The organism is Pseudoduganella rivuli (assembly GCF_009674485.1).
GTDB lineage: Bacteria > Pseudomonadota > Gammaproteobacteria > Burkholderiales > Burkholderiaceae_D > Rugamonas > Rugamonas rivuli_B.
This window is the reverse complement of record NZ_WKJJ01000002.1, coordinates 353,354-375,649: the sequence shown is the minus strand read 5'-3', so window position 1 is coordinate 375,649 and position 22,296 is coordinate 353,354. Positions and strand designations below refer to the sequence as shown.

At 61.6% G+C, this 22,296-nt stretch carries 18 protein-coding genes; 9 read left to right on the top strand and 9 right to left on the bottom strand.

Going from position 1 to position 22,296, the window contains the following annotated elements; translation table 11 throughout:
* Positions 1-132 precede the first annotated feature (132 nt).
* The 5 genes from GJ700_RS04415 to GJ700_RS04395 form a co-directional block, all read right to left on the bottom strand.
* Positions 133-828 (bottom strand): transposase, encoded by a 696-nt coding sequence (locus GJ700_RS04415; RefSeq protein ID WP_154371425.1) that lies wholly within the window; start codon positions 826-828, stop codon positions 133-135.
* Positions 829-948: 120 nt separating this feature from the next.
* Positions 949-2,565 carry a methyl-accepting chemotaxis protein gene (locus tag GJ700_RS04410; RefSeq protein WP_154371424.1) on the bottom strand — a complete coding sequence of 539 codons (1,617 nt, stop codon included), beginning with the start codon at positions 2,563-2,565 and terminating at the stop codon, positions 949-951.
* A gap of 152 nt (positions 2,566-2,717) precedes the next feature.
* Positions 2,718-3,398, bottom strand: a complete 681-nt coding sequence (locus GJ700_RS04405; RefSeq protein ID WP_154371423.1) for a response regulator transcription factor — start codon at positions 3,396-3,398, stop codon at positions 2,718-2,720.
* Between the two features lie 92 nt (positions 3,399-3,490).
* Entirely contained in the window at positions 3,491-4,525 is a 1,035-nt protein-coding gene (locus tag GJ700_RS04400; RefSeq protein ID WP_154371422.1) for a PAS domain-containing sensor histidine kinase, read from the bottom strand.
* 3 nt (positions 4,526-4,528) lie between these two features.
* Positions 4,529-7,648 (bottom strand): DEAD/DEAH box helicase, encoded by a 3,120-nt coding sequence (locus GJ700_RS04395; RefSeq protein WP_154371421.1) that lies wholly within the window; start codon positions 7,646-7,648, stop codon positions 4,529-4,531.
* A gap of 250 nt (positions 7,649-7,898) precedes the next feature.
* Here GJ700_RS04395 and GJ700_RS04390 point away from each other — a divergent pair, with 250 nt between their 5' ends.
* The 3 genes from GJ700_RS04390 (at position 7,899) to GJ700_RS04380 (ending at position 11,235) form a co-directional block, all read left to right on the top strand.
* Positions 7,899-10,250, top strand: coding sequence for a Tex family protein (locus GJ700_RS04390; RefSeq protein ID WP_154371420.1), 2,352 nt, complete (start codon positions 7,899-7,901; stop codon positions 10,248-10,250).
* A gap of 96 nt (positions 10,251-10,346) precedes the next feature.
* Positions 10,347-10,664, top strand: a complete 318-nt coding sequence (grxD, locus tag GJ700_RS04385; RefSeq protein WP_154371419.1) for a Grx4 family monothiol glutaredoxin — start codon at positions 10,347-10,349, stop codon at positions 10,662-10,664.
* Positions 10,657-11,235 carry a UbiX family flavin prenyltransferase gene (locus tag GJ700_RS04380; protein ID WP_154371418.1) on the top strand — a complete coding sequence of 193 codons (579 nt, stop codon included), beginning with the start codon at positions 10,657-10,659 and terminating at the stop codon, positions 11,233-11,235. The genes grxD and GJ700_RS04380 overlap by 8 nt, the downstream gene beginning before the upstream one ends.
* A 20-nt stretch (positions 11,236-11,255) precedes the next feature.
* On the opposite strand, the gene GJ700_RS04375 is transcribed toward GJ700_RS04380, so the two are convergent.
* From GJ700_RS04375 to GJ700_RS04365, 3 genes are all read right to left on the bottom strand, one after another.
* Positions 11,256-11,459, bottom strand: coding sequence for a hypothetical protein (locus tag GJ700_RS04375; protein WP_154371417.1), 204 nt, complete (start codon positions 11,457-11,459; stop codon positions 11,256-11,258).
* Positions 11,460-11,566: 107 nt separating this feature from the next.
* Entirely contained in the window at positions 11,567-11,974 is a 408-nt protein-coding gene (locus GJ700_RS04370) for a hypothetical protein (protein ID WP_195763775.1), read from the bottom strand.
* 242 nt (positions 11,975-12,216) lie between these two features.
* Positions 12,217-13,281, bottom strand: coding sequence for an MBL fold metallo-hydrolase (locus tag GJ700_RS04365; protein WP_154371416.1), 1,065 nt, complete (start codon positions 13,279-13,281; stop codon positions 12,217-12,219).
* A gap of 136 nt (positions 13,282-13,417) precedes the next feature.
* Here GJ700_RS04365 and GJ700_RS04360 point away from each other — a divergent pair, with 136 nt between their 5' ends.
* From GJ700_RS04360 to GJ700_RS04335, 6 genes are all read left to right on the top strand, one after another.
* Positions 13,418-13,840, top strand: coding sequence for a MerR family transcriptional regulator (locus GJ700_RS04360; RefSeq protein WP_154371415.1), 423 nt, complete (start codon positions 13,418-13,420; stop codon positions 13,838-13,840).
* A gap of 83 nt (positions 13,841-13,923) precedes the next feature.
* Entirely contained in the window at positions 13,924-15,108 is a 1,185-nt protein-coding gene (locus tag GJ700_RS04355; RefSeq protein ID WP_154371414.1) for an isovaleryl-CoA dehydrogenase, read from the top strand.
* Between the two features lie 55 nt (positions 15,109-15,163).
* Complete coding sequence (aceK, locus tag GJ700_RS04350) at positions 15,164-16,993, top strand: bifunctional isocitrate dehydrogenase kinase/phosphatase (protein ID WP_154371413.1); 1,830 nt, start codon at positions 15,164-15,166, stop codon at positions 16,991-16,993.
* Complete coding sequence (locus tag GJ700_RS04345) at positions 16,986-18,185, top strand: acetyl-CoA C-acyltransferase (protein WP_154371412.1); 1,200 nt, start codon at positions 16,986-16,988, stop codon at positions 18,183-18,185. Before aceK ends, GJ700_RS04345 begins: the two co-directional genes overlap by 8 nt.
* Before the next feature lie 3 nt (positions 18,186-18,188).
* On the top strand, positions 18,189-18,866 hold the full coding sequence (locus tag GJ700_RS04340) for an SDR family oxidoreductase (RefSeq protein WP_154371411.1): 678 nt from the start codon (positions 18,189-18,191) through the stop codon (positions 18,864-18,866).
* Positions 18,867-18,960: 94 nt separating this feature from the next.
* Positions 18,961-20,088, top strand: coding sequence for an acyl-CoA dehydrogenase family protein (locus GJ700_RS04335; RefSeq protein WP_154371410.1), 1,128 nt, complete (start codon positions 18,961-18,963; stop codon positions 20,086-20,088).
* On the opposite strand, the gene GJ700_RS04330 is transcribed toward GJ700_RS04335, so the two are convergent.
* On the bottom strand, positions 20,085-22,211 hold the full coding sequence (locus GJ700_RS04330) for a TonB-dependent receptor plug domain-containing protein (protein ID WP_154371409.1): 2,127 nt from the start codon (positions 22,209-22,211) through the stop codon (positions 20,085-20,087). The two genes, GJ700_RS04335 and GJ700_RS04330, sit on opposite strands and share 4 nt — an antisense overlap.
* Between the last annotated feature and the right edge of the window lie 85 nt (positions 22,212-22,296).

Genomic DNA, 22,296 nt, shown 5'->3' with positions numbered 1-22,296 from the left:
CTCAACAAAAACAATTAGGGTCGGAGTCAAATTAATTTTCCGAATTTAGATAATTTTTTTAATTAGGGACATAGTAAAAGGCGGCAAAAAAAGACCCGGGGCGTGCCCGGGCCGGTTGAAAAAATTATCTTTTTAATCAACGATCTTCTTGAATGGGCGCCCGCGCTTGGCGGGCAGCACCTGTCGCTGCATCCTGTTTTGCAAGTCGGTTTTGAACTTGTCCGAACCCAGCGGCCACCCCTTCAGCACGGACTTTTCCACGATGAGAATCTGGTCTTTGGACAGGTCCGACGCCGCCATGTCCGCATAAGTATTTTCACGCTGGTAAGGTGTATTGCCCAGCGACCAGTACAGCGGATGGTCGGTCACCACCGGGTCCGGCCGCAAGCCCGCATGCTGGCCATAGCTCGACCACGGATAGGCCGCCGGTTCGAACACCAGGCCGGCCCGCACGGGCAAGTACTCGATATACCGGCTATTGAGCAGCAAATATGAGTCCGCATCGATGACCGCCGTCTTGAACCGGCCCTGCCACAAAGTGCCGGAGCGGCCGTATTTGCGGTTGTAATACGGGACGTAATTGCGGCCGATCCACTGCATGGCCTGGCCCAACCCGCCTTCATCGGCCGGCGACACCAGCATGTGCAGGCTATCGGGCAGCAAGGCATAGGCGTGGATGGAAATCTTCCACGTTTTCGCGGCCGTTCCCAGCCAACCCAGGAATGCCGTGTAGTCGGCGTCATCCTGGAACAGGGAGACGCCGGACAGCGCTTTCTGGATCACGTGATGTGGCTGGAAAGGAACGATGAGGCGGGGCAAACGGGCCATGGTGTCGGAATAAAGTACGATCGGAACGTGCGATCGTACCTTGATTCCTCTACTCTGTCCCTGATTATTTTTTGAAATTCAAAAAATATCCCGACTCTGTCCCTTTTTTAGTACTTTCGCCTATGCCGCCAGCAATCGCCTGCTCAACCGGCCGCCTGGCTGCTGGCTCGCGCCGCCGTGCCCACTGCCCGCCAGGCTGAATGCGCTGACCAGTTTGGCCAGCGCCACGCTTTGCTCTTGCAGCGCATCGGCGGCGGCGGCCGCTTCCTCCACCAGGGCGGCATTTTGCTGTGTCACCTGATCCATTTGCATGATGGCCTGGTTGATCTGCTCGATGCCGTCACTCTGCTCGGTGCTGGCTTGCGTGATTTCGCCGATCAGGCCGGTGACACGGTGTACGTGGCCCACGATGTCGTCCATGGTTTCACCGGCCTGGTCGACGAGTTTGGCGCCGTTTTCCACTTTTTCCACGGAATCCACGATCAGCGCCTTGATTTCCCGGGCCGCCGTGGCGCTGCGCTGGGCCAGGTTGCGCACTTCGGACGCCACCACGGCAAATCCCCTGCCCTGTTCACCGGCACGGGCCGCTTCCACGGCGGCGTTCAACGCCAGGATATTGGTCTGGAAGGCAATGCCGTCGATGACGCCGATGATGTCGGCAATTTTTTGCGCGGACGCATTGATCTCTCCCATCGTATCGACCACCTGGCTGACCACGGCGCCGCCTTTTTGCGCCACCGCCGAAGCCGACAGCGCCAGCGCATGCGCCTGGCGGGAATTATCGCCATTCTGGCGTACCGTCGCGGTCAACTGCTCCATCGACGACGCGGTCTGCTGCAACGAACTGGCTTGCCGCTCTGTCCGGCTGGACAGATCCAGGTTGCCGCTGGCAATTTGGCCCGACGCCATGGCGATGGTGTCGGTGCCACCCCGTACCTGGCCGACCAGGGTGGCCAGGCTGGCATTCATGTCTTTCAAGGCTTGCAGCAACTGGCCCGTTTCATCGCGGCTGGCCACGTCGATCCGGCTGCCCAGATTGCCGGACGCCACGGTTTGCGCCACCTTCACTGCCTGGCGCAAGGGACTGGTGATCGACACGGTAATCCGCCAGGCAAACCAGGCGCCCAGCACCACTGCACAAACTGCTGACCACACGAGAAATTGCGTGCCACTCTGGTAGTTTTCCTGCACTTCACGCGACAACGCCAGGCTGACATTGGCCTGGTGCTTGCCGATATCCCCCAGCCGCTCGAGATACTGGTCCAGCTTGGGTTGCAGCGCGCTATTGGCCAGCGCGCGGGCGCCCTCCTTGTCCCCTTTTTGCTGAAGCGCCATCACGCGGTCGCGGGTGGCGGCATAGTCCTTGCGCACATCGGCCACCCGCGCCAGCAAGGCTTGCTCTTCGGGTGTCGTCAGCATGGTTTCCAGTTGTTTCTGGATATCGTTGACCCGCGCGCGCGTGGCCGCCGCCACGGCGGCATCGGCTTTGGCTTGCACTTCATCGGTTTGCGCATCGCGCGCCAGCGCCAGCACCCGTATGCCGACCATGCCGACCAGCCGGTGCCATTCAGCCGTCAAGCGTTCCTTGGCCATGGCATCGTTCACCATCCTGCCGGTCAAGTTGCCTACCGCCTGCAATTGCCAGGCGCCCGCCAGCGCCATCGTCACCACCAGCAGCATCATGATCCCGAAGCCGCCACCGAGGCGCATGCCAATTTTCAAGTCCCTGATTTTCATCCGTAAACTCCCCACGCAAATTCGGCTGTGCGCAAGATGCTGCACAGCACAAGAATTCATCTTAGGAAATCATTACGAAAAGAAAATCTCCAAATGTCACAAGTGGAAATTATTTGTCTGAAACAAACCGGCAGGAAGGGAATGCGAATTGTTCAGGACAGATTGAAGCTGGTCGACAGGCTATAGCCTTCGCCATACGCGCTGCGCAGCGGCAAATCCTGGCCCAGCCCGCTGCGGGCTTTCTTGCGCAAGCGGTATACCAGCATGTCGACACGGCGGCCCGCATCGGGATCGTCGCCGCCGATACCGGCCACGATCACCTGGCGCGGCACGGGACGCGTATTGATGGTCAGCAGGTGCAGGAAATTACATTCTTTTTCCGTCAGCGTGATGGCCTGGCCCTGCAACTCGAGGCGGCGTGCGGCCAGACGCAACGTCCACTTGGCAGGCAGCGGCACGGTTTCCTGCGGACCGACGCGGCGGTCCAGCGCTTCGATGTGCGCCGCCAGTTCAGGGAATTTGATGGGCTTGGTCAGATAATGGTCGGCGCCCAGGCGCAGGCCCAGAATGCGGTTGTCGAACGCGACGCGCCCCGTCAACACCAGCAACCCGATGTGCGGATACAGCTGGCGCATACGGGGTATGACATTGAAGCCGTCCTCATCCGGCAAACCCAGGTCGAGTACCACCACGCCAACATTACCCTGGCTCAGTGCCGACCACATTTCGCCGGCATTATTGGTGATGTGGACGACGTGTTCAAGCTCAGTCAGAAACTCCGCCATTTCTTCGGCGTAGTCCAGATTGTCTTCCACGATCAATATCTGCGTCATGTATGAAGCGCCATTTAATTGGATGTAAGCATGCGCCTACATGGTGAGAATTATCACCGGATGGTGCTGCATGGCGCAAGGCTTTTCCCGGCTTAAGACGCGATTGGAAGCCAAATCCTAAATTTCTTGCCGCTTTCAGAAAAGTTCTCGACCGTCAGCGTCCCGCCATGCACATCCACCACGGCGCGCGCCATGTATAAGCCCAGTCCCGAGCCCGCAATGCCAGCAGCATTGCGGCCCCGGTAGCCTTTTTCGAACAGCTTATCGATCTCATCCGGGGGTACACCATCACCCTGATCCGATACCGCGAATTCGATACCGCCCTCTGTTGCTTTTTTGCCGATCAGTGTTATGGCGGTGTTATCCGCTGTGTACTTTATGGCATTGTCGATCAGGATGTCGAGGCACAGGCGCATGCCGGCCGGGTCGCAACGCAGCCATTGCGGCATACCCTCCACTTCCACCCGCACATTGGCGCGCCGGGCGCGGGCCTGGTCGGCCGCGGTTTCCAGCAGCGCCAGCGGTGAAATTTCATTGGCCTGGCGCTTGCGGCCGATGGACGCCAGCCGCTCCGGCGACAGGTATTCATCCAGCATGGCCAGCAAGCGGTCGACGGCGGTCTGGATTTTTGTATAACGCTTGCGGGTCGCTTCGTCATGGTGGGCGCCCGTCATTTCCAGGCGCTGGATGGCGCCATCGATGGTCGACAGCGGCGTGCGGAATTCATGCGACAGCATCGACGCGAATTTCTTTTGCTGTTGTTGCCACTCGTAGCGTTCGCTGGCATCGCGGATAGTGCCGGTGACCGCCACCGCGCTGCCCAGCTCATTCAACACCAGCACGGATTCCACGTCGACGGGAATCATGCGGCCGTCGGCCGCGTGGGGCAGATCCAGTTCGCGCCGTACCCGCAGGCGGCTCTGGTCGCCGGCGGCAAAGCGCTCCAGCCTTGCCGGCAAATCCTTGATCAAGCCATTGGCCAGCTGTTGCGCCTGTTCCAGCGTATAGCCGAACCGGCGCCCGGCCGCGGGGCTCAGATACAGCAGCCTGCCGCTGCCGCATTCGAGCATGAAATGCACTTCACTGCTGTTGTCGAGGATCTGGCGGTACAAGGCTTCGTCCGACATGGGTTAATCCACCAGCGGCGCAAAGATTTGCTGCAAGTCTTCCTGCGTCAGCGTCATCTTTTGCGATTCGCCTTCGGCCAGCACCGACTGCGCCAGGTCTGATTTCTTCTGTTGCAGCAGCTGGATCTTTTCTTCCAGCGTCCCTTTGGCAATCAGCTTATAGACGAATACCGGCTTGTCCTGGCCGATCCGCCACGCGCGGTCGGTGGCCTGGTTTTCCGCCGCCGGGTTCCACCACGGGTCGTAGTGGATCACCGTGTCGGCGGCAGTCAGGTTCAGGCCAACGCCGCCGGCTTTCAGCGAAATCAGGAAGATCGGCACGGCGCCCTGCTGGAACGCCGCCACCTGCGCGCTGCGGTCCTTGGTTTCGCCAGTCAGGATGGCGTATGGAATGTCGCGCGCATCCAGTTCTTCCTCGATCAATTCCAGCATCGATGTGAATTGCGAGAACACGAGGATTTTGCGGTTCTCTTCCAGCAAATCCTCCACCATCTGCATCAAGTCCTGCAGCTTGGCGGAACCGGCCGCCTGTTTTTTCGACGGCAGCGTTTTCACCAGGCGGGGATCGCAGCAGACCTGGCGCAGCTTCAACAGCGCTTCGAGGATCACGATCTGGCTGCGGGCCACCCCCTTGCGGTCGATTTCTTCCCGTACCTTCTGGTCCATCGCCAAACGCACGGTTTCATACAGGTCGCGCTGCGCGCCGGTGAGTTCCACCTTGCGCACCATTTCGGTTTTCGGCGGCAATTCCTTCGCCACGCTGTCCTTGGTCCGGCGCAGCAGGAATGGCTTGATGCGTTTATTGAGCAGCATGCGCCGCAGCGGGTCGTCCTGCCGTTCGATCGGGTGACGGAATTGCGAATTGAAAGTTTTCTCGTCGCCCAGCAAGCCCGGCAACAGGAAATGGAACTGCGACCACAGTTCGCCCAGGTGGTTTTCCAGCGGCGTGCCCGACAGGCACAAACGGTGGCGCGACTTCAGCAGGCTCGCGCTTTGCGCAGCCTTCGAGCGGGTGTTCTTGATGTAATGCGATTCATCGAGGATCACCAGGTGGAATTCATGTTCGTGGAGCTTTTCCTCGTCGCGCGGCAGCAGCGCGTACGTGGTCAGCACCAGGTCCGCTTGTGGAATCTGGTCGAACACCTGGGCGCGGTCTTTGCCCTGCAACAGCAGCACGCGCAAGTCCGGCGCAAAGCGCGCCGCTTCATCCTGCCAGTTGCCCATCAGGCTGGTCGGCGCGATCACCAGCACGGGATGCGTCAGGCGCCCCGCTTCTTTTTCCACCAGGATGTGCGCCAGCGTCTGCACGGTTTTACCCAGGCCCATGTCGTCGGCCAGGATGCCGGCCAGGCCGTATTCGCGCAGGAATTGCATCCATGCGAGGCCATCCGCCTGGTAATCGCGCAGCGTGGCGCGCAAGCCGGCCGGTGTCGGCACGCGCTTGACGGAATTGAACTGGTTCAGGCGGCGGCCCATTTCACGCAATTCCTGGCCGCCCGTCCATTCGAAGTCCACCGTGCGCGCCAGTTCGTCGAGGCGCGCGGCATCCAGTGTCGCCATGCGCACCGAGTGGCGGATTTTTTCACTGAAATACAGTTCGCCCAGGGTCGCCAGGATCGGTTTCACGCGGTTCCACGGCAGCGCCACCCGTTCGCCATCGGCCAGGGTCGCCAGCATCTGGTCTTCTTCCGCGTGCATGGCCAGCGCTTTCGGGCTGAAGTCATTGGGCGCGTTGCGGATCATTTGCACCAGCACGGGCAACAGCGGCACCCGTTCACCGGCCACCATGATGCCCAGTTCCAGGTCGAACCACGCGTGGCCGCCATCGGCATCGTCTTCCTCGACTTCCGCATACCAGCCGTCCACGGTGGTCACGTCATAACGGTACTTGGAGGTCTTTTCCACTTGCCAGCCATGGCTGCGCAATTCGGCGATGCCGTCGGCGGCAAAGCGCAGCCAGTCGGCCTGGCTGGCCAACAGCAAGCCGCCGCGCACGGACGACAGCGGCAACGCGTTCGGTTTGCGGAAGCCCAGCGCGGTCAGCGCCGCCAGCGCATCGGCTTCGGCCTGTTCATTGCGCTGGATGACTTCCGTGACTTCGCCCCGCTGGCGCACCACGCGCTGCGACGGGTCGAACGATACGCGCTCGCCATCATAGTCATACGACAATACCGCATAGTCATTCCAGCGCTGGTGCGCGCCGTCGGCCAGCATGGCGGAATCGAGCACCAGGATCGGTTTCGGCATCACGTCATTGCGGATGCGCTGCGGCAGCGGTTGCGGCAGCGGCATCAATTGCTGCAAGCCGTGCGCCAGCAACAGCTGCGACACGCGCAGCTTGTCGTTCGCGCCCAGCAGCGGCGCCTGCGCCACCAAGGCCTGCAAATCGGCCAGCGGGATCTCGGCGCCGCCCTGGTTCAGGTTCAGCACGCCGCACGACAGGTTATCGATGTACCACGGCGGATCGGTCGGCAACATGTAATCGACGGAATCGGCGCCATGGTGGCGCGCGCCTTCCGGCGCTTCCACCGCCCAGCCCAAACGCAAGCCCTTGCCTTCTTCGCGCCATGCCAGGTTGGCCTGGCGCAGCGGACCGGCCTTCATCGGATACACCAGGCCATTGCCGACGTCGGACCAGGAATTGGCCCACAGCAGCTTGTCCTGGTCAGACAGCATTTGCAGCAATGCCGCGCCGATCTTGCCGCGCGGTTCGGTGGCGCTGCCCGTCTGCGAATTCGGGCCGCTGCGCATCGCGACAAAGAAGCGGATCAAATCTTCGTCGCCCGCTTCCAGGAACGATGGCGGCGCGGACAGCAGGGAAAATACTTCGCTGACCGGCGTGGCGGCCGCCACGTCGCCGTTCGGCCGCAGGCGCGCCTTGTACAGGCAGAGCGCCACGTGGCGCCCGCCGCTGGTCGGCGCCAGCACATAAATCAACCGGTATTGCGTTTGCGGCTGTTTCGGATCCGGCTCCGGCGTCACGGCCAGCGTCGGTTTCGGATGGGCAGCAGCATCCACCCGCTGCAGCCACGTGGCAACGGCATAGGGCAGCTGGGTAGCTGGCGCCTGTGCGGGGGCCTGGGCCGGGGTGGTTTCGCGGGTTTCGGCGCGTGTCAAATCCATAGTGCGCATAGCTTTTACGAACTCTTACTTTTGGTACTTACAGTACTGCTGTTTTATTGGAAAGTGGACGGTTCTAAAACTGCAACATGTAATATTATCCGTTTTAGACGGATTCTGGTTTGTGTTTCTTCGAACATATCCCGTCTAAAACATGAAACATAAGGAACACGGTCGCCCGAATGGGCTTTCCATCTTGGCGCTGGCCACCTCATTGCGTATGATTCCGGGCTCGTCTTTGAGGAAAAACGCCATGCTGCCCACCATCGAACAACGCCTTGCCAACGAATTGGCCGCCAAGCCGGCCCAGGTCGCCGCCGCCGTCGCCCTGCTGGATGAAGGCGCCACCGTGCCCTTTATCGCCCGTTACCGCAAGGAAGCCACCGGCGGCCTCGATGACATCCAGTTACGCTTGCTGGAAGAGCGCCTGCGCTATCTGCGCGAACTGGAAGAGCGCCGGGCCGCCATCGTGGCGTCGATTACCGAGCAAAACAAGATGACGCCGGAATTGCTGGACGCCGTCATGCACGCGGAAGACAAGACCCGCCTGGAAGACTTGTACCTCCCTTATAAACAAAAACGCCGCACCAAGGCGCAAATCGCCATCGAAGCGGGCCTGATGCCGCTGGCGGACGCCTTGCTGGCCGATCCGGGCCTGAATCCGGAAACGCAAGCCAATGATTATTTGCGCGAAGCGTTCACCAACAGCGACGGCGTCGCCAATCCCGGCGTGCCGGACACCAAGGCCGCACTCGACGGCGCGCGCCAGATCCTGATGGAACGCTTTGCCGAAGATGCAACCCTGCTGCAATCGCTGCGCGAATACGTGCAGGATCATGCCGTAGTTGAGTCCAAAGTCGTGGAAGGCAAGCAGGAAGAAGGCGAAAAATTCGCGGATTACTTCGATTACTCGGAAACGCTGGCCACCGTGCCGTCGCACCGCGCACTGGCGCTGCTGCGCGGCCGGCGCGAAGGCATCCTGGACGTGACCCTGCGCCTGGATACGGAAACCGAAAAACCAAAGTGGGATGCGCCGCTGAATCCGTGCGAAAGCCGCATTGCCGCCCGTTTCGGCATCAAACAGGCCGGCCGGCCCGCCGACAAATGGCTGGCCGACACGGCGCGCTGGACGTGGCGCGTGAAAAGCTTCATGCACCTGGAAACCGAATTAATGGGCGCGCTTCGTGAAAAAGCGGAAACGGACGCCATCAACGTCTTCGGCACCAATTTGAAAGCCCTGCTGCTGGCCGCCCCCGCCGGCCAGCGCGCCACCATGGGACTGGACCCGGGCTTGCGCACGGGCGTGAAGGTGGCCGTGGTGGATTCGACCGGCAAAGTGGTCGATACCGCGACGATTTATCCGCACCAGCCGAAGAACGACTGGGCCGGTTCGCTGCAAACGCTGGGCCGCCTGGCCGCCAAACACAATGTATCCCTGATTTCCATCGGCAACGGCACCGCGTCGCGCGAGACGGACAAGCTGGCGCAGGAACTCATCAAGCTGTATCCGGAACAAAAGCTGACCAAGATTGTCGTGTCGGAAGCGGGCGCCTCCGTGTATTCCGCGTCGGAATTCGCGTCGCGCGAATTGCCGGACCTGGACGTGTCGCTGCGCGGCGCCGTGTCGATCGCGCGCCGTTTGCAGGATCCGCTGGCCGAACTGGTGAAAATCGACCCGAAATCCATCGGCGTGGGCCAGTACCAGCACGACGTGTCGCAAACCCAGCTGGCGCGCACGCTGGACGCCGTGGTCGAGGATTGCGTCAATGCCGTGGGCGTGGACGTGAATACCGCGTCGGCGCCGCTGCTGGCGCGCGTTTCGGGCCTGTCGGCCAGCGTGGCGCAGGGCATCGTCAACTACCGCGATGCGAACGGCGCGTTCACGTCGCGCCTGGGCTTGAAAAAAGTACCGCGCCTGGGCGACAAGACGTTTGAACAGGCGGCCGGCTTCCTGCGCATCCTTGGCGGCGACAATCCGCTCGATGCGTCGGCCGTGCACCCGGAATCGTATCCGGTCGTGGAAAAAATCCTGTCCGATATCAAAAAGGATATTAAAGGCGTCATCGGTGAAGCGAGCCTGATCAAGTCGCTCAATCCCGCCAAATATGCGGACGACAAGTTCGGCGTGCCGACCGTGACCGACATCCTGAAGGAACTGGAAAAGCCGGGCCGCGATCCCCGCCCGGAATTCACGACGGCGACGTTCAAGGAAGGCGTGGAAGAAATCAGCGACCTGCGCCCGGACATGATCCTGGAAGGCGTGGTGACCAACGTGGCGGCGTTTGGCGCGTTCGTCGACATCGGCGTGCACCAGGATGGCCTGGTGCACATCTCCGCCCTGTCGACCAGTTTCGTGAAAGACCCGCACACGGTGGTGAAGGCCGGCCAGGTCGTGAAAGTCAAAGTGCTGGAAGTGGACGTCAAGCGCAAGCGCATTGCGCTGACGATGCGCCTGTCCGACAGCGCACCTGCAGCCGGCTCCCGCCCGGAACAACGCGGCGACCGCAACGACCGCCGCGCCATGGGGCAACAGCAGAAACAGCAGCAGCGCGAACCCGCCGTGCAAAATTCAATGGCCGCAGCGTTCGCAAAACTGCGCGGCTGACCCCGTTGGGCGGCTTTGCAAAAGCCGCCCATCGATACCCCTTATGCCGAATTCTTATAGAATATCGGCATCTTCACCTTTTCCCCTGAGGCAGTTATGAGCGACGTACAAACCTGGATCAAAGAAACCGTGACCAACACGCCGGTGGTCCTGTTCATGAAGGGCACCGCCCAGTTCCCGCAATGCGGCTTTTCCGGCCGTGCCATCCAGATCCTGAAAGCATGCGGCGTTGAAAACATCGCCACCGTCAACGTGCTGGACGACCCGGAAGTGCGCCAGGGCATCAAGGAATACTCGAACTGGCCAACCATTCCACAACTGTACGTGCGCGGCGAATTCATCGGCGGCTCGGACATCATGTCGGAAATGTTTGAATCCGGTGAACTGAAGGCCCTGCTGGACAACAATGGCTGATCGCCGCCAGCGGCTCGTCATCGCCATGACGGGCGCCACCGGCGCCGTGTATGGGGTGCGGCTGCTGCAAGTCTTGAAGGCATTGCCGCATCCCGTGGAATCGCATTTGGTGATTTCCGATGCGGCGGTGCTGACCTTGCACCAGGAAACCGGTTTGCAGCGCAAGCAAGTGGAAGCGCTGGCCGACGTGGTGCACAAGCAAAACAATATCGGCGCGGCCATCGCCAGTGGCTCGTTCCAGTGCGACGGCATGGTGATTGCACCCTGCTCGATGAAAACCCTGGCAGCCGTGGCGCACGGCCTGTCCGATAACCTGATCGCCCGCGCGGCGGACGTCATGCTCAAGGAGCGCCGCCGCCTGGTGTTGATGGTGCGCGAAACGCCTTTGAATTTGGCGCACCTGCGCAATATGACCGCCGTCACGGAAATGGGCGGCATTATCTTCCCGCCGCTACCCAGCTTCTACCATCAGCCGCAATCGATCGCGGACATGGTCGACCATACGGTGGCGCGCGTACTCGACCTGTTCGCGATCGAACACGAACTCGCTCCCCGCTGGCAGGGCATGTAAATAAGTTTATTTACTGCAACTTATTTACCGAACCGGGTATCTGCCCGTTTCAATTCACGCATTTCTTCCAGCATCCTGCGCTGCGCGATCCTTTTGCGCAGCACTTCGGCATGGCGCGCCGCAGACATCGGCGGTGCGGTCATCAAGTCTTTCAATTGCGCGGAATTGCTGTAGTTGTTTCTAATCAGACGGCTCAATGCAGACTCCTTGAAAACCACGTGCATGGTTATTGTGCCTGAATTTCGTGTCGAATTGATGACGATTTATTACAAGACGGGGCGCACCGGGGAAAAGGGGGCGCGGCGGCGGAGAACTCCGCCGCCGGAATGGGTTACTTCTGATAATTTACGCGCACCAGCATGCGGATAAATTCGCGGGCGATCTGCCGGTGATGTTCGTCCAGTCGCTGTAAATCAGCGATCAGCTTCACATCGGCCGACTCGAAGCGGGACAGGTTACTGCCATTTTCACTCGCAGGCGCCTCCGACTCGGGACCGCCAAAACGCAGCCAGTCGGCGGGCACGCCCAGCCATTGCGCAATCATGCGCAATTTTTCCTGCGTGGGAATAGCCTCGCCCACCAGCCATTTTCGGGCTGCATGGACGGTAATAGGCCTTCCGTCAAAGCGGATATTAAATTCCCTTGCCAGGCGGGTGGGGCTGTCGGGTGAATAATGTGCGTTTTTAAGAGCCTGCTGGAGTCGCTGGCTAAAGCTTTCGCGTTCGTTGGATGAATTCATAGTTGCACTATTTCATGTTGCCGCATGAATGTCAGTCTCTCGGCGCTTGTGACAATCGAGAATTTAAAATGCGACATTTCCCACTTGCCTGTGCAGACGAAGAATCCGGCACTTTCCAAACTTTGTATCAAGTTGGGAATAATACGGAAAATTGTATTCAGTGGCGACATCAATGGATTGAACGTTCGTTCACTCGCCGCATTTTCACCACATTCTATCCAATTGTCACATAAATGTGACACTTATGGGGATACGATGAAACGTATGATGCCGTCACCGCCAGTGGCTCGTCGCACGATACCTTCGCGCCACAATTTGTGAAGGTGGGCCAGCGCCTCGCCCAGCGCAAAGCTCAGCTGGTGGGCGTCGAGCGGACGGCGGAACATCAATGGCACGATTTCCGCCGCCGTACGCCACTGGCCCGTGCAGGCGGCCACCACTTCGGCCAGGCGCGCATCGTGATGGTCGCGCAACTGCCGGATCCGCGTGTGCAGGCCGCGGAATGGTTTGCCATGCGATGGCAGCACCAGCACGTCATCCGGTAAATCCGTATACCTGGACAAGGAATCCAGATATAAGGCCAGCGGGTTCGCTTCCGGCTCCACGGCAAACACGGACACATTGGTGGAAATGCGCGGCAACACCATATCGCCGGAAATCAGTGCGTTCAGGCCCGCACAATACAGCGATACGTGCTCGGGCGCGTGGCCAAAGCCGGTAATCACGCGCCAGTCATGCTGGCCGATGGTGACGATATCGCCATGCTGCATGCGCGTATACGCTGCCGGCACGGCCGGCACCAGCGACGGATAATAATTGCGGCGGCTGCCCATCTTTTCCAGCATGTCCGGGTCGGACAAGCCGTGGCGCTCGAAATGCGGCAGCGCCGATGTGCCGTCCACTCCCGGCAACGCGGCCGCCATCATGCGGGCAAAACCAAAATCCGCCGCCGACATCCACAACGGCGCCCGCCAGCGGCGGCACAGCCAGTCCGACAAGCCGACGTGATCCGGATGGCAATGCGTGACCAGCACGCGCTGCAACGGCTTGCCCTGCAAGCCTTGTGCAAACACGGTTTCCCAGCCAGCCTTGGTGGCGTCGGTGGCGGCGCCGCAATCGACCACGCTCCAGCCCTCTTCCTGCTGTTCGCCAAAGCGGTCATCGAGCAGCCACAGGTTGATGTGGTCGAGGGCAAACGGCAGCGGCATGCGCAGCCATGACAACCCGGGCGCCAGTTGATGCACTTCGCCGGTGGCGGGAATCGTGTCGCCGAACGGATAGTGCAGTTGGGATTCGAGAGAGTTCATTTTTGGTGCCCTGAGGTTCACAGTGGTGACAAGCGCGCTACAATGTGCTTGACGTTACGTAAACGGAAGATAGAAATGCGCAAGCTTGCCATTATGTCCCGTTAAGCCACGTCTTTCCACTGAAACTGCCACCGACATGCCGACTTATACCATTACCGAACTGGCCCGTGAATTTGACGTCACGGCGCGCGCCATCCGCTTTTATGAAGACCAGGGCTTGCTGAGCCCATCCCGCGAGGGCGCGGGCGGACGCAACCGCGTTTACACGCCCCGCGACCGCACCCGCCTGAAGCTGACCCTGCGCGGCAAGCGCCTGGGCCTGTCGCTGTCGGAAATCAAAAGCCTGGTCGACATGTACGAATCGCCCAAGGATACGTCGGCCCAGATGAACCGTTTCCTGGGCGTGCTGAACCAACACCGCGAAACCCTGGAGCAGCAGCGCGAAGACATCGAGATGACCTTGGCGGAAATCACGGCGCACGAAGAAGAGTGCAAGCGCTTACTGGCAGGCCTCGCTGAAAAAGCTGAAAAAACGGAAACGCCATCCGCCGCCGGTTGAAAACCCGCTCTACTTGACGTTTACGTTAACGTCACTTGAGCGTATCATGATCGCTTCATCACTCCGACAACAACGAGGACGACATGCTCCACCTTCCAGGCCTGACCTTTGACCACGGCGAAGACATCGCCGCCCTGCGCGAAGCAGTACAACAGTTTGCCGCCGCGGAAATCGCACCACGCGCCGCGGAAATCGACCGTACCGACCAGTTCCCGATGGACCTGTGGCGCAAGATGGGCGAGTTGGGCTTGCTGGGCATTACCGTGCCGGAAGAATACGGTGGCGCCAACATGGGTTACCTGGCGCATATCGTTGCGATGGAAGAAATCTCCCGCGCCTCCGCCTCCGTCGGCCTGTCGTATGGCGCGCACTCGAACCTGTGCGTCAATCAGATCAAGCGCAACGGTACCGAAGAGCAAAAGAAAAAATACCTGCCGAAACTGATTTCGGGCGAGCACGTGGGCGCATTGGCGATGTCCGAGCCCAACGCCGGTTCCGACGTGGTCAGCATGAAGCTGCGCGCCGACTGGAAAGGCGACCGCTGGGTGCTGAACGGCACCAAGATGTGGATCACCAACGGTCCGGACGCCGATACGCTGGTGGTGTACGCGAAAAACGACCTGGAAGCGGGTCCGCGCGGCATGACGGCCTTCCTGATTGAAAAAGGTTTCAAGGGCTTCTCCATCGCGCAAAAGCTGGACAAGCTGGGCATGCGCGGTTCGCACACGGGCGAGCTGGTGTTCGAAGATTGCGAAGTGCCGGCGGAAAACGTGCTCGGTGGCCTGGGCAAGGGCGTGAACGTGCTGATGTCCGGCCTGGACTTCGAGCGCACCGTACTGTCCGGCGGCCCGCTGGGCATCATGCAGGCGTGCATGGATGTCGTCGTGCCGTACATCCACGACCGCAAGCAATTCGGCCAGCCGATCGGCGAATTCCAGCTCATGCAGGGCAAGATCGCCGACATGTATTCGACCATGATGGCGTGCAAGGCCTATGTCTACGCCGTAGGCCAGGCCTGCGACCGCGCCACCACGCCGGAAGCCGTGCGCCAGCTGCGCAAGGATGCCGCCGGTGCGATACTGTATAGCGCAGAGAAAGCAACGTGGATGGCCGGCGAGGCGATCCAGACGCTGGGCGGCAACGGTTACATCAACGAGTATCCGGTGGGCCGCCTGTGGCGCGACGCCAAGCTGTATGAAATCGGCGCCGGCACCAGCGAAATCCGCCGCATGCTGATCGGCCGCGAACTGTTCGCGGAAACCAAGTAAGCGTTGCGCCAGGGATGCGGCGGGCCGGCCTCAGACAACCCTAACGGACCTGTACATGACGCAAGCCGCATTCCCCAAACTGCTGTCGTCCCAGATAGCGTTCGATATCGCGCGCACCATCCGCGACGGTTTCGACAAGCATTACCGGCTGTTCCGCCAGAGCAGCCAGCAAGCCAAGGTGCATTTCGAGCGGGGCGCGTGGAAAGTCGCGCAGGATGCCGCGCGCGAACGTATCGGCTTCTATGACAAGCGCGTGCAGGAATGCGTGCACATGCTGGAAGACGAATACGACCCGGCGGAATTGACGGATGACGTGTGGCGCGAATGCAAACTGCACTTCATCGGCCTGCTGTCCGGCCACAAGCAGCCGGAACTGGCAGAAACGTTTTTCAATTCCGTCTGCTGCAATATCCTGCACCGCAGCTACTTCCATAACGAGTTCATCTTCGTGCGCCCCGTCGTGTCGACCGAATACATCGACACGGAAGAACCGGCGCCCACGTACCGCATGTATTACCCCGGCGCGGACGGGCTGCGCTTCACGCTGAAGCGCATCGTGACGAATTTCCAGCTCAATGCGAAGTTTGCCAACCTGGACCGCGACGTGGGACAGGTGGAAGCGCGCCTGCGCGACTTGTTCGGCGGCGAAGCGCTGGAGCCGAACCACCAGATCCAGGTGCTGTCGAGCCTGTTCTTCCGCAACAAGGGCGCGTACATCGTCGGCAAGGGCATCAATGGCGCGCGCGAATACCCGTTCGTGGTGCCGATCCTGCACAACCGCCACGGCGAACTGATCCTCGACACGGTGCTGTTCGACAAGGAACAGATCATCATCCTGTTCTCGTTTACGCGCGCTTACTTCCAGGTCGACATGGAAGTGCCGTCCGCCTACGTGCAATTCCTGCGCACGCTGCTGCCGCGCAAACCGCGCAGTGAAATCTACACGGTGCTGGGACTGCAAAAACAGGGCAAGACGCTGTTCTACCGCGATTACATGCAACACCTGAAGCACTCGTCGGACCTGTTCGACGTGGCGCCCGGCATCCGGGGCCTGGTGATGCTGGTGTTCGCGCTGCCGTCGTTCCCGTACGTGTTCAAGATCATCAAGGATTTCTATCCGGCGCCCAAGGAAACCACGCGCGCGCAGATCAAGGAAAAATACCTGCTGGTCAAGCACCACGACCGCGTCGGCCGCATGGCCGATACGCTGGAATATTCGAACGTGGCGTTTCCCCGCCACCGGATGAAGGAAGAACTCATCGCGGAAATCAAACACTACGCGCCGTCATTGCTGGAAGAAGATGGCGACAAGATCGTCATCAAGCACTTGTACATCGAGCGCCGCATGGTGCCGCTGAACATCTGGCTGACGAACGCGGAGCAGGAAGGCGATGAAGCGCGCATCGAACATGGCGTGCGGGAATACGGCAACGCCATCAAGGACTTGGTGGCGGCCAATATCTTCCCCGGCGATATGCTGTACAAGAACTTCGGCGTGACGCGCCACAAGCGCGTGGTGTTTTACGACTACGACGAAATCGAATACATCACCGATTGCCAGTTCCGCGATATTCCGCAGGCGCGCAATGAAGAAGATGAAATGTCGGCCGAACCATGGTACCCGGTCGGCAAATACGACGTCTTCCCCGAACAGTTCGGCCGCTTCCTGCTCGGCAACGCGAAGATCCGCAAATTCTTCCTGAAGCACCATGCGGACCTGTTGACGCGCGAATTCTGGCAAACCCGCAAGGAACGCATCCTGGCGGGCGAAGTCGAAGATATCTTCCCGTATCCGCAAGACGTCCGTTTTTCGTACCAGGGCTTACCCACTACCCCTCCGGCGCATGTCGCGCCGACCTTACTGGAGACTACTGAAAATGAATGATCCTATCGTTATCGTTGGCGCCGCCCGCACCCCCATGGGCGCCTTCCAGGGCGACTTTTCCGCCAAGAGCGCGCATGACCTGGGCGCCGTGGCGATCGCCGCCGCGGTGGAACGCGCCGGCGTGTCGCCGGCCATCGTGGAACACGTGTACTTCGGTAACTGCCTGATGGCAGGCCAGGGCCAGGCCCCGGCGCGCCAGGCCCTGCTGAAAGCGGGCTTGCCGACCACCACCGGCGCCGTAACCCTGTCGAAGATGTGCGGCTCCGCCATGCAGGCCGCTATCTTCGCGTTCGACACGCTGGCCGCCGGTTCCGCCAAGGTCGTCATCGCTGGCGGCATGGAATCCATGACCAACGCGCCTTACCTCATCCCGAAAGCGCGCGGCGGCTACCGTATCGGCCACGGCATGATGTTCGACCACATGATGTACGACGGCCTGGAAGACGCGTATTCACGCAATGAAAAGACCGGCGAAGGCCGTTCGATGGGCACGTTCGCGGAAGAATGCTCGGCGAAGTATGCGTTCTCGCGTGAAGACCAGGACGCGTTCGCCATTGCCTCGGTCAAGCGCGCGCAGGAAGCCACCAATGAAGGCTACTTCAAGTGGGAAATTGCACCGGTGACCGTGACGTCCCGCGCCGGCGACGTGGTGATCGACAAGGATGAAGGCCCGATCAAGGCCAAGCCGGAAAAAATTCCGTCGCTGCGCCCCGCGTTCAAGAAAGACGGTACGATTACCGCCGCCTCGTCGTCGTCCATCAATGACGGCGCCGCCGCACTGGTGATGATGCGCGAATCGACCGCGAAAGAACTGGGCCTGACCCCGATCGCGAAAATCCTCGCGCACGCCACCAATGCGCAGGAACCGAACTGGTTCACCACCGCCCCGATCGGCGCCATCCAGAAGCTGTATGCGAAAACCGGCTGGAACACCAAGGACGTCGACCTGTTCGAGATCAACGAAGCGTTTGCCGCCGTGCCGATGGCCGCCATGCGCGACCTGGAAATCCCGCACGACAAGGTCAACGTGCATGGCGGCGCATGCGCGCTGGGCCACCCGATCGGCGCATCCGGCGCCCGCATTATGGTGACCTTGATGGGCGCGCTGAAGCGCACCGGCGGCAAGCGCGGCGTGGCGGCGCTGTGCATCGGCGGCGGCGAAGCCACCGCCATCGCGATCGAAATGGTGTAAGCCATGCCGTCCGCACTCATCATCGGCGCATCGCGCGGCATCGGCCACGAGCTGGCGCGCCAGTATTTGCGCGACGGCTGGCGTGTCATCGCCACCGCCCGCAAACCGGAAGATGTCGATGCGCTGGCCGCGATGGGCGCGGAAGCCCACGGCCTGGACGTGAACAACGTGGAAGCCGTGGCGGGCCTGGGCTGGAAGCTCGACGGCGAACAGCTGGACGTGGCGATCCTCAACGCGGGCGTGTTCGGCCCGCGCCACGACGGCTTCCCCATGCAGACCGATTTCGACCAGGTGATGCACACCAATGTGCTGGCCGCGATGCGGCTGTTGCCGATGGTCGCGCCATGGGTTGCGTCGGTACGAAGCAGGAATGGCAAGCTGGCCGTGCTGTCGTCGCGCATGGCTTCCCTCAGCGAACGCAACCACCCCAGCGGTTCGCTGTACCGCGCCAGCAAGGCCGCCCTCAATTCCGTGCTGATCGATACGGCGCTGACGTTCGGTCCGAAAGGCGTCACCTGCGTGGCGCTGCATCCGGGCTGGGTGCGCACCGATATGGGTGGCACGGGCGCCGATATCTCCGTGGAGGAGAGCGCGGCCGGTATACGCCATACACTGGCGACGCTGCCCGTATCCCCCACGGCCACGTACCGCAATTACGACGGTACGGAGATAGGCTGGTAAAAGCCCGAGGCGCAAACTCCGTGGGGCGGGTTTGACTCGACGTCCCCGTAAAACCCGCCCTACGTGTTCAAAGACAATAACGAGACACACCATCATGATTCTGAGCGAACAACACCAAATGATCCGCGACGCCCTGCGCACCTTTTCGCAGGAGCGCCTGGCGCCACAAGCTGCCCGGTGGGACAAGGAACACCACTTCCCGAAAGAGGAATTGAAAGAACTGGCCGCGCTGGGCGCGTTCGGCGTGGCCGTGCCGGAAGAACTGGGCGGCGCCGGCATGGACTACGTGTCGCTGGCCGTGGTGCTGGAAGAAATCGCCGCCGGCGATGGCGGCACGTCGACCATCATTTCCGTCAACAACTGCCCCGTGTGCAGCATCGCCATGATGTATGCCAACGACAAGCAGAAGCAGCAATGGCTGCGTCCCCTGGCGCAAGGCGAGATGCTGGGCGCGTTCTGCCTGACGGAGCCCCACACGGGTTCCGATGCGGCGGCGCTGCGCACCACCGCCACGAAGGATGGCGACCATTACGTCTTGAACGGGGTCAAGCAATTCATCACCAGCGGCAAATACGCGGACGTGGCCATCGTCATGGCCGTCACGGATAAAGCGGCCGGCAAGAAAGGCATCAGCGCGTTCTGGGTACCGACCAATACGCCGGGCTACATCGTGGCCAACCTGGAACAGAAAATGGGCCAGCACAGTTCCGACACGGCGCAAATCCTGTTCGAGAATTGCCGCATCCCGGCCGAAAACCTGATTGGCGAAGAGGGGCAAGGCTACAAGATCGCCCTGTCCGGACTGGAAGGCGGCCGCATCGGCATCGCCTCGCAGTCGGTGGGCATGGCGCGCTCCGCCTATGAAGCGGCACTCAAATATGCGAAGGAGCGCGAAAGCTTCGGCCAGGCCATCTTCGACCACCAGTCCGTGCAATTCAAGCTGGCCGACATGGCGACGCAAATCGAAGCGGCGCGCCAGTTGATCCTGCACGCGGCGTCAATGAAGGATGCCGGCTTGCCCTGCCTGAAGGAAGCCGCGATGGCCAAGCTGTTCGCGTCGGAAATGGCGGAACGCGTGTGCTCGGACGCGATCCAGGTGCACGGCGGTTACGGTTACGTGTCCGACTTCCCGGTCGAGCGCATTTACCGCGACGTGCGCGTGTGCCAGATTTATGAAGGCACCAGCGATATCCAGAAGATCCTGATCGCCCGCGCAATTTAAGGCAGGGCGGTCTCGAACGACACGCGGAGTATCCTGGCTCCGCGTGTCCACGTCTGCCGCAACGAACTGCTGTCCTCATCCCGATACCGCTGCATCACGTAACGCCGCTGCGCCAGCGCATCGGCCACGCTGATACGCAGTTGCCGGCCGGCGGCCGGCTTCCACAGCGCATACCAGTCCAGCACCCGCTCCGCTCCCGTCACGCCATCCAGTTCCGCGGAACGGCGCAGTGCGCCGCCGCCCTTGTACGTGAAGTTCGCGCCCATGCTCCATGCGCCGCCTGGCCGCACATCGGCGCCCAGGTTGGCGGACAGCGGCGTCTGGTCCGCCAGCCGGTTGTCCGGTCCCGGCACGCTGTCCAGCTTCGACCAGTTGCGCGCCGCATTGGCGCGCCACGTCCACGCCATGCCGGCCCAGGTGGCGGGCGGCAGCTTCATGTCGAACTCGAGGCCGGACACCGATGCCTTTCCCTCATTAACGGGCGTCGCCACCCACTCCTTGCCATCCCTGTAAAGCCGCCGCACCGTCACATCCGTCACCCGGCGCGCATAGGCGGAGACGCCGATCACGCCGCCGCCCTGCCCGGCCGGATAGTATTCAACGCCACCATCGATGCCCCACGCCAGTTCCGGCCGCAACAGGGGATTTCCCTGCACATGGGGCGCCGTGGGTCCGTTATCGTTGTTGACGGTATAGCGGCGCGGCACCAGTTCCGCCGTCTGCGGCGCCTTGTACGTGCGCGCCAGGGCCATGCGCCAGCGCATGCGCTCGCCGTCCTTCCACAGCGCTTGCGCAACGGGACTCCACACGCTGGAGCGCACGCCAGTTTTCGCCATGCCGCGGCCCGTGATGGACGTGTCCAGCCCTTCCCAGCGCAAGCCCCCATACACTTGCAGGCCAGGAACCGGCTCCCATTCGTCCTGCGCGTACAGCGCCAGGCGGCGCACGTCGGCCGTGTAATCCTGGTCCAGGTCAAACAGGGTTACTCCTTGCGGCGTGCCGTCATGCTGCACGCGGGTTTCCCCGCGCCGCGTCCAGGCGCCATCCCAGCCTGCGCCAAAGCCATGGCCTGTGCCGAGCGGCACACTGGCCTTGCCGCTGGCGGATGCGCTGTCGTCGCTGGCACTGGACAGCACGGAGCGCAGCAGCCACGGCGTGCGCTCCGTATCCGCGCCGGTAAACAGGTAATCGCCATGGCGCCGGTTCAGCGCAATGCCCCCCTTGGCTTCCAGCTTGCCGTCATTGTCCAGGCGATGCGTCCACGTGGCGTCGCTGCGCAGGGTCTCCGTATGCGAGGCAAAGACCACTTGCACGTGGGGCGACGCGGTGGCGCCGCCCAGCAACGTCGTTTCATCGGCGTGGCCGCCGCTGCGCGTGCGGTATGCGTCGAACAGGCTTTGCCACACCAGCGTGTCGCCATCGCCCTTCCATTCGAAGCGGGGCGCCATGCTGGCCTTGTCGACAGTACTGCCGTAGCGTTCATCGAACTGGCGCCGCGACACGCCTGCCGGTCCCGCGTCGGCCGTCTCCGCATGCGACAGGTTGTCGAAGTGGTTGCGCGCCGCCGTGGCCGCCACCGTATAGGCAAAGCCGCCCTCCTTGCCCGCCACCTGCAGCGTGGCGTTGGGGGCCATCTGGCCGCGGCGCACTTCCACGCCCGCCTTGACGTCGTTGCGCGCCGAGGTGGCGCGGCGCAGCACGATGTTGATGCTGCCCGCCACCGCCTGCGCACTGGTGTCGGCCGTGGCGTTGCGCAGGATTTCGATACGCTCCACCAGTTCCGGCGACAGGCTGTCGATGGTGAAGCCGGGCGGCGCGGGATCGCCGTTGACGAGGATTTGCGTATAGCCGTTACCCAGGCCGCGCATGCGTACCTCGTTGCCGCTCACCGTCACGCCCGGCAAGCGTTGCAGCGCGCCGGACAGCGCCCCGTCGCCATACTGCAGCAATTCGTCCCGGCCCACGATGATGCGGCCTGCCGTTTCATTGCGGCGCTGCGCCTGCGCGGCGCTGCCGGTGATTTCCACGCGCTGCACGGCGGCGTCGGCGCTGTTTGCAGCGTATGCGGCGTTACCGCAAGTGGCCAATACTGCGGCCAGCGTGGTTTTCAGTACAGGGTTCATCGGCACGGCGGGATGGGTTGGAAAGGCCCGCAGTATAGTCGTTGCCGTCCTTGCAATGGAAGCGCCATGGGACGAAACGCCATGG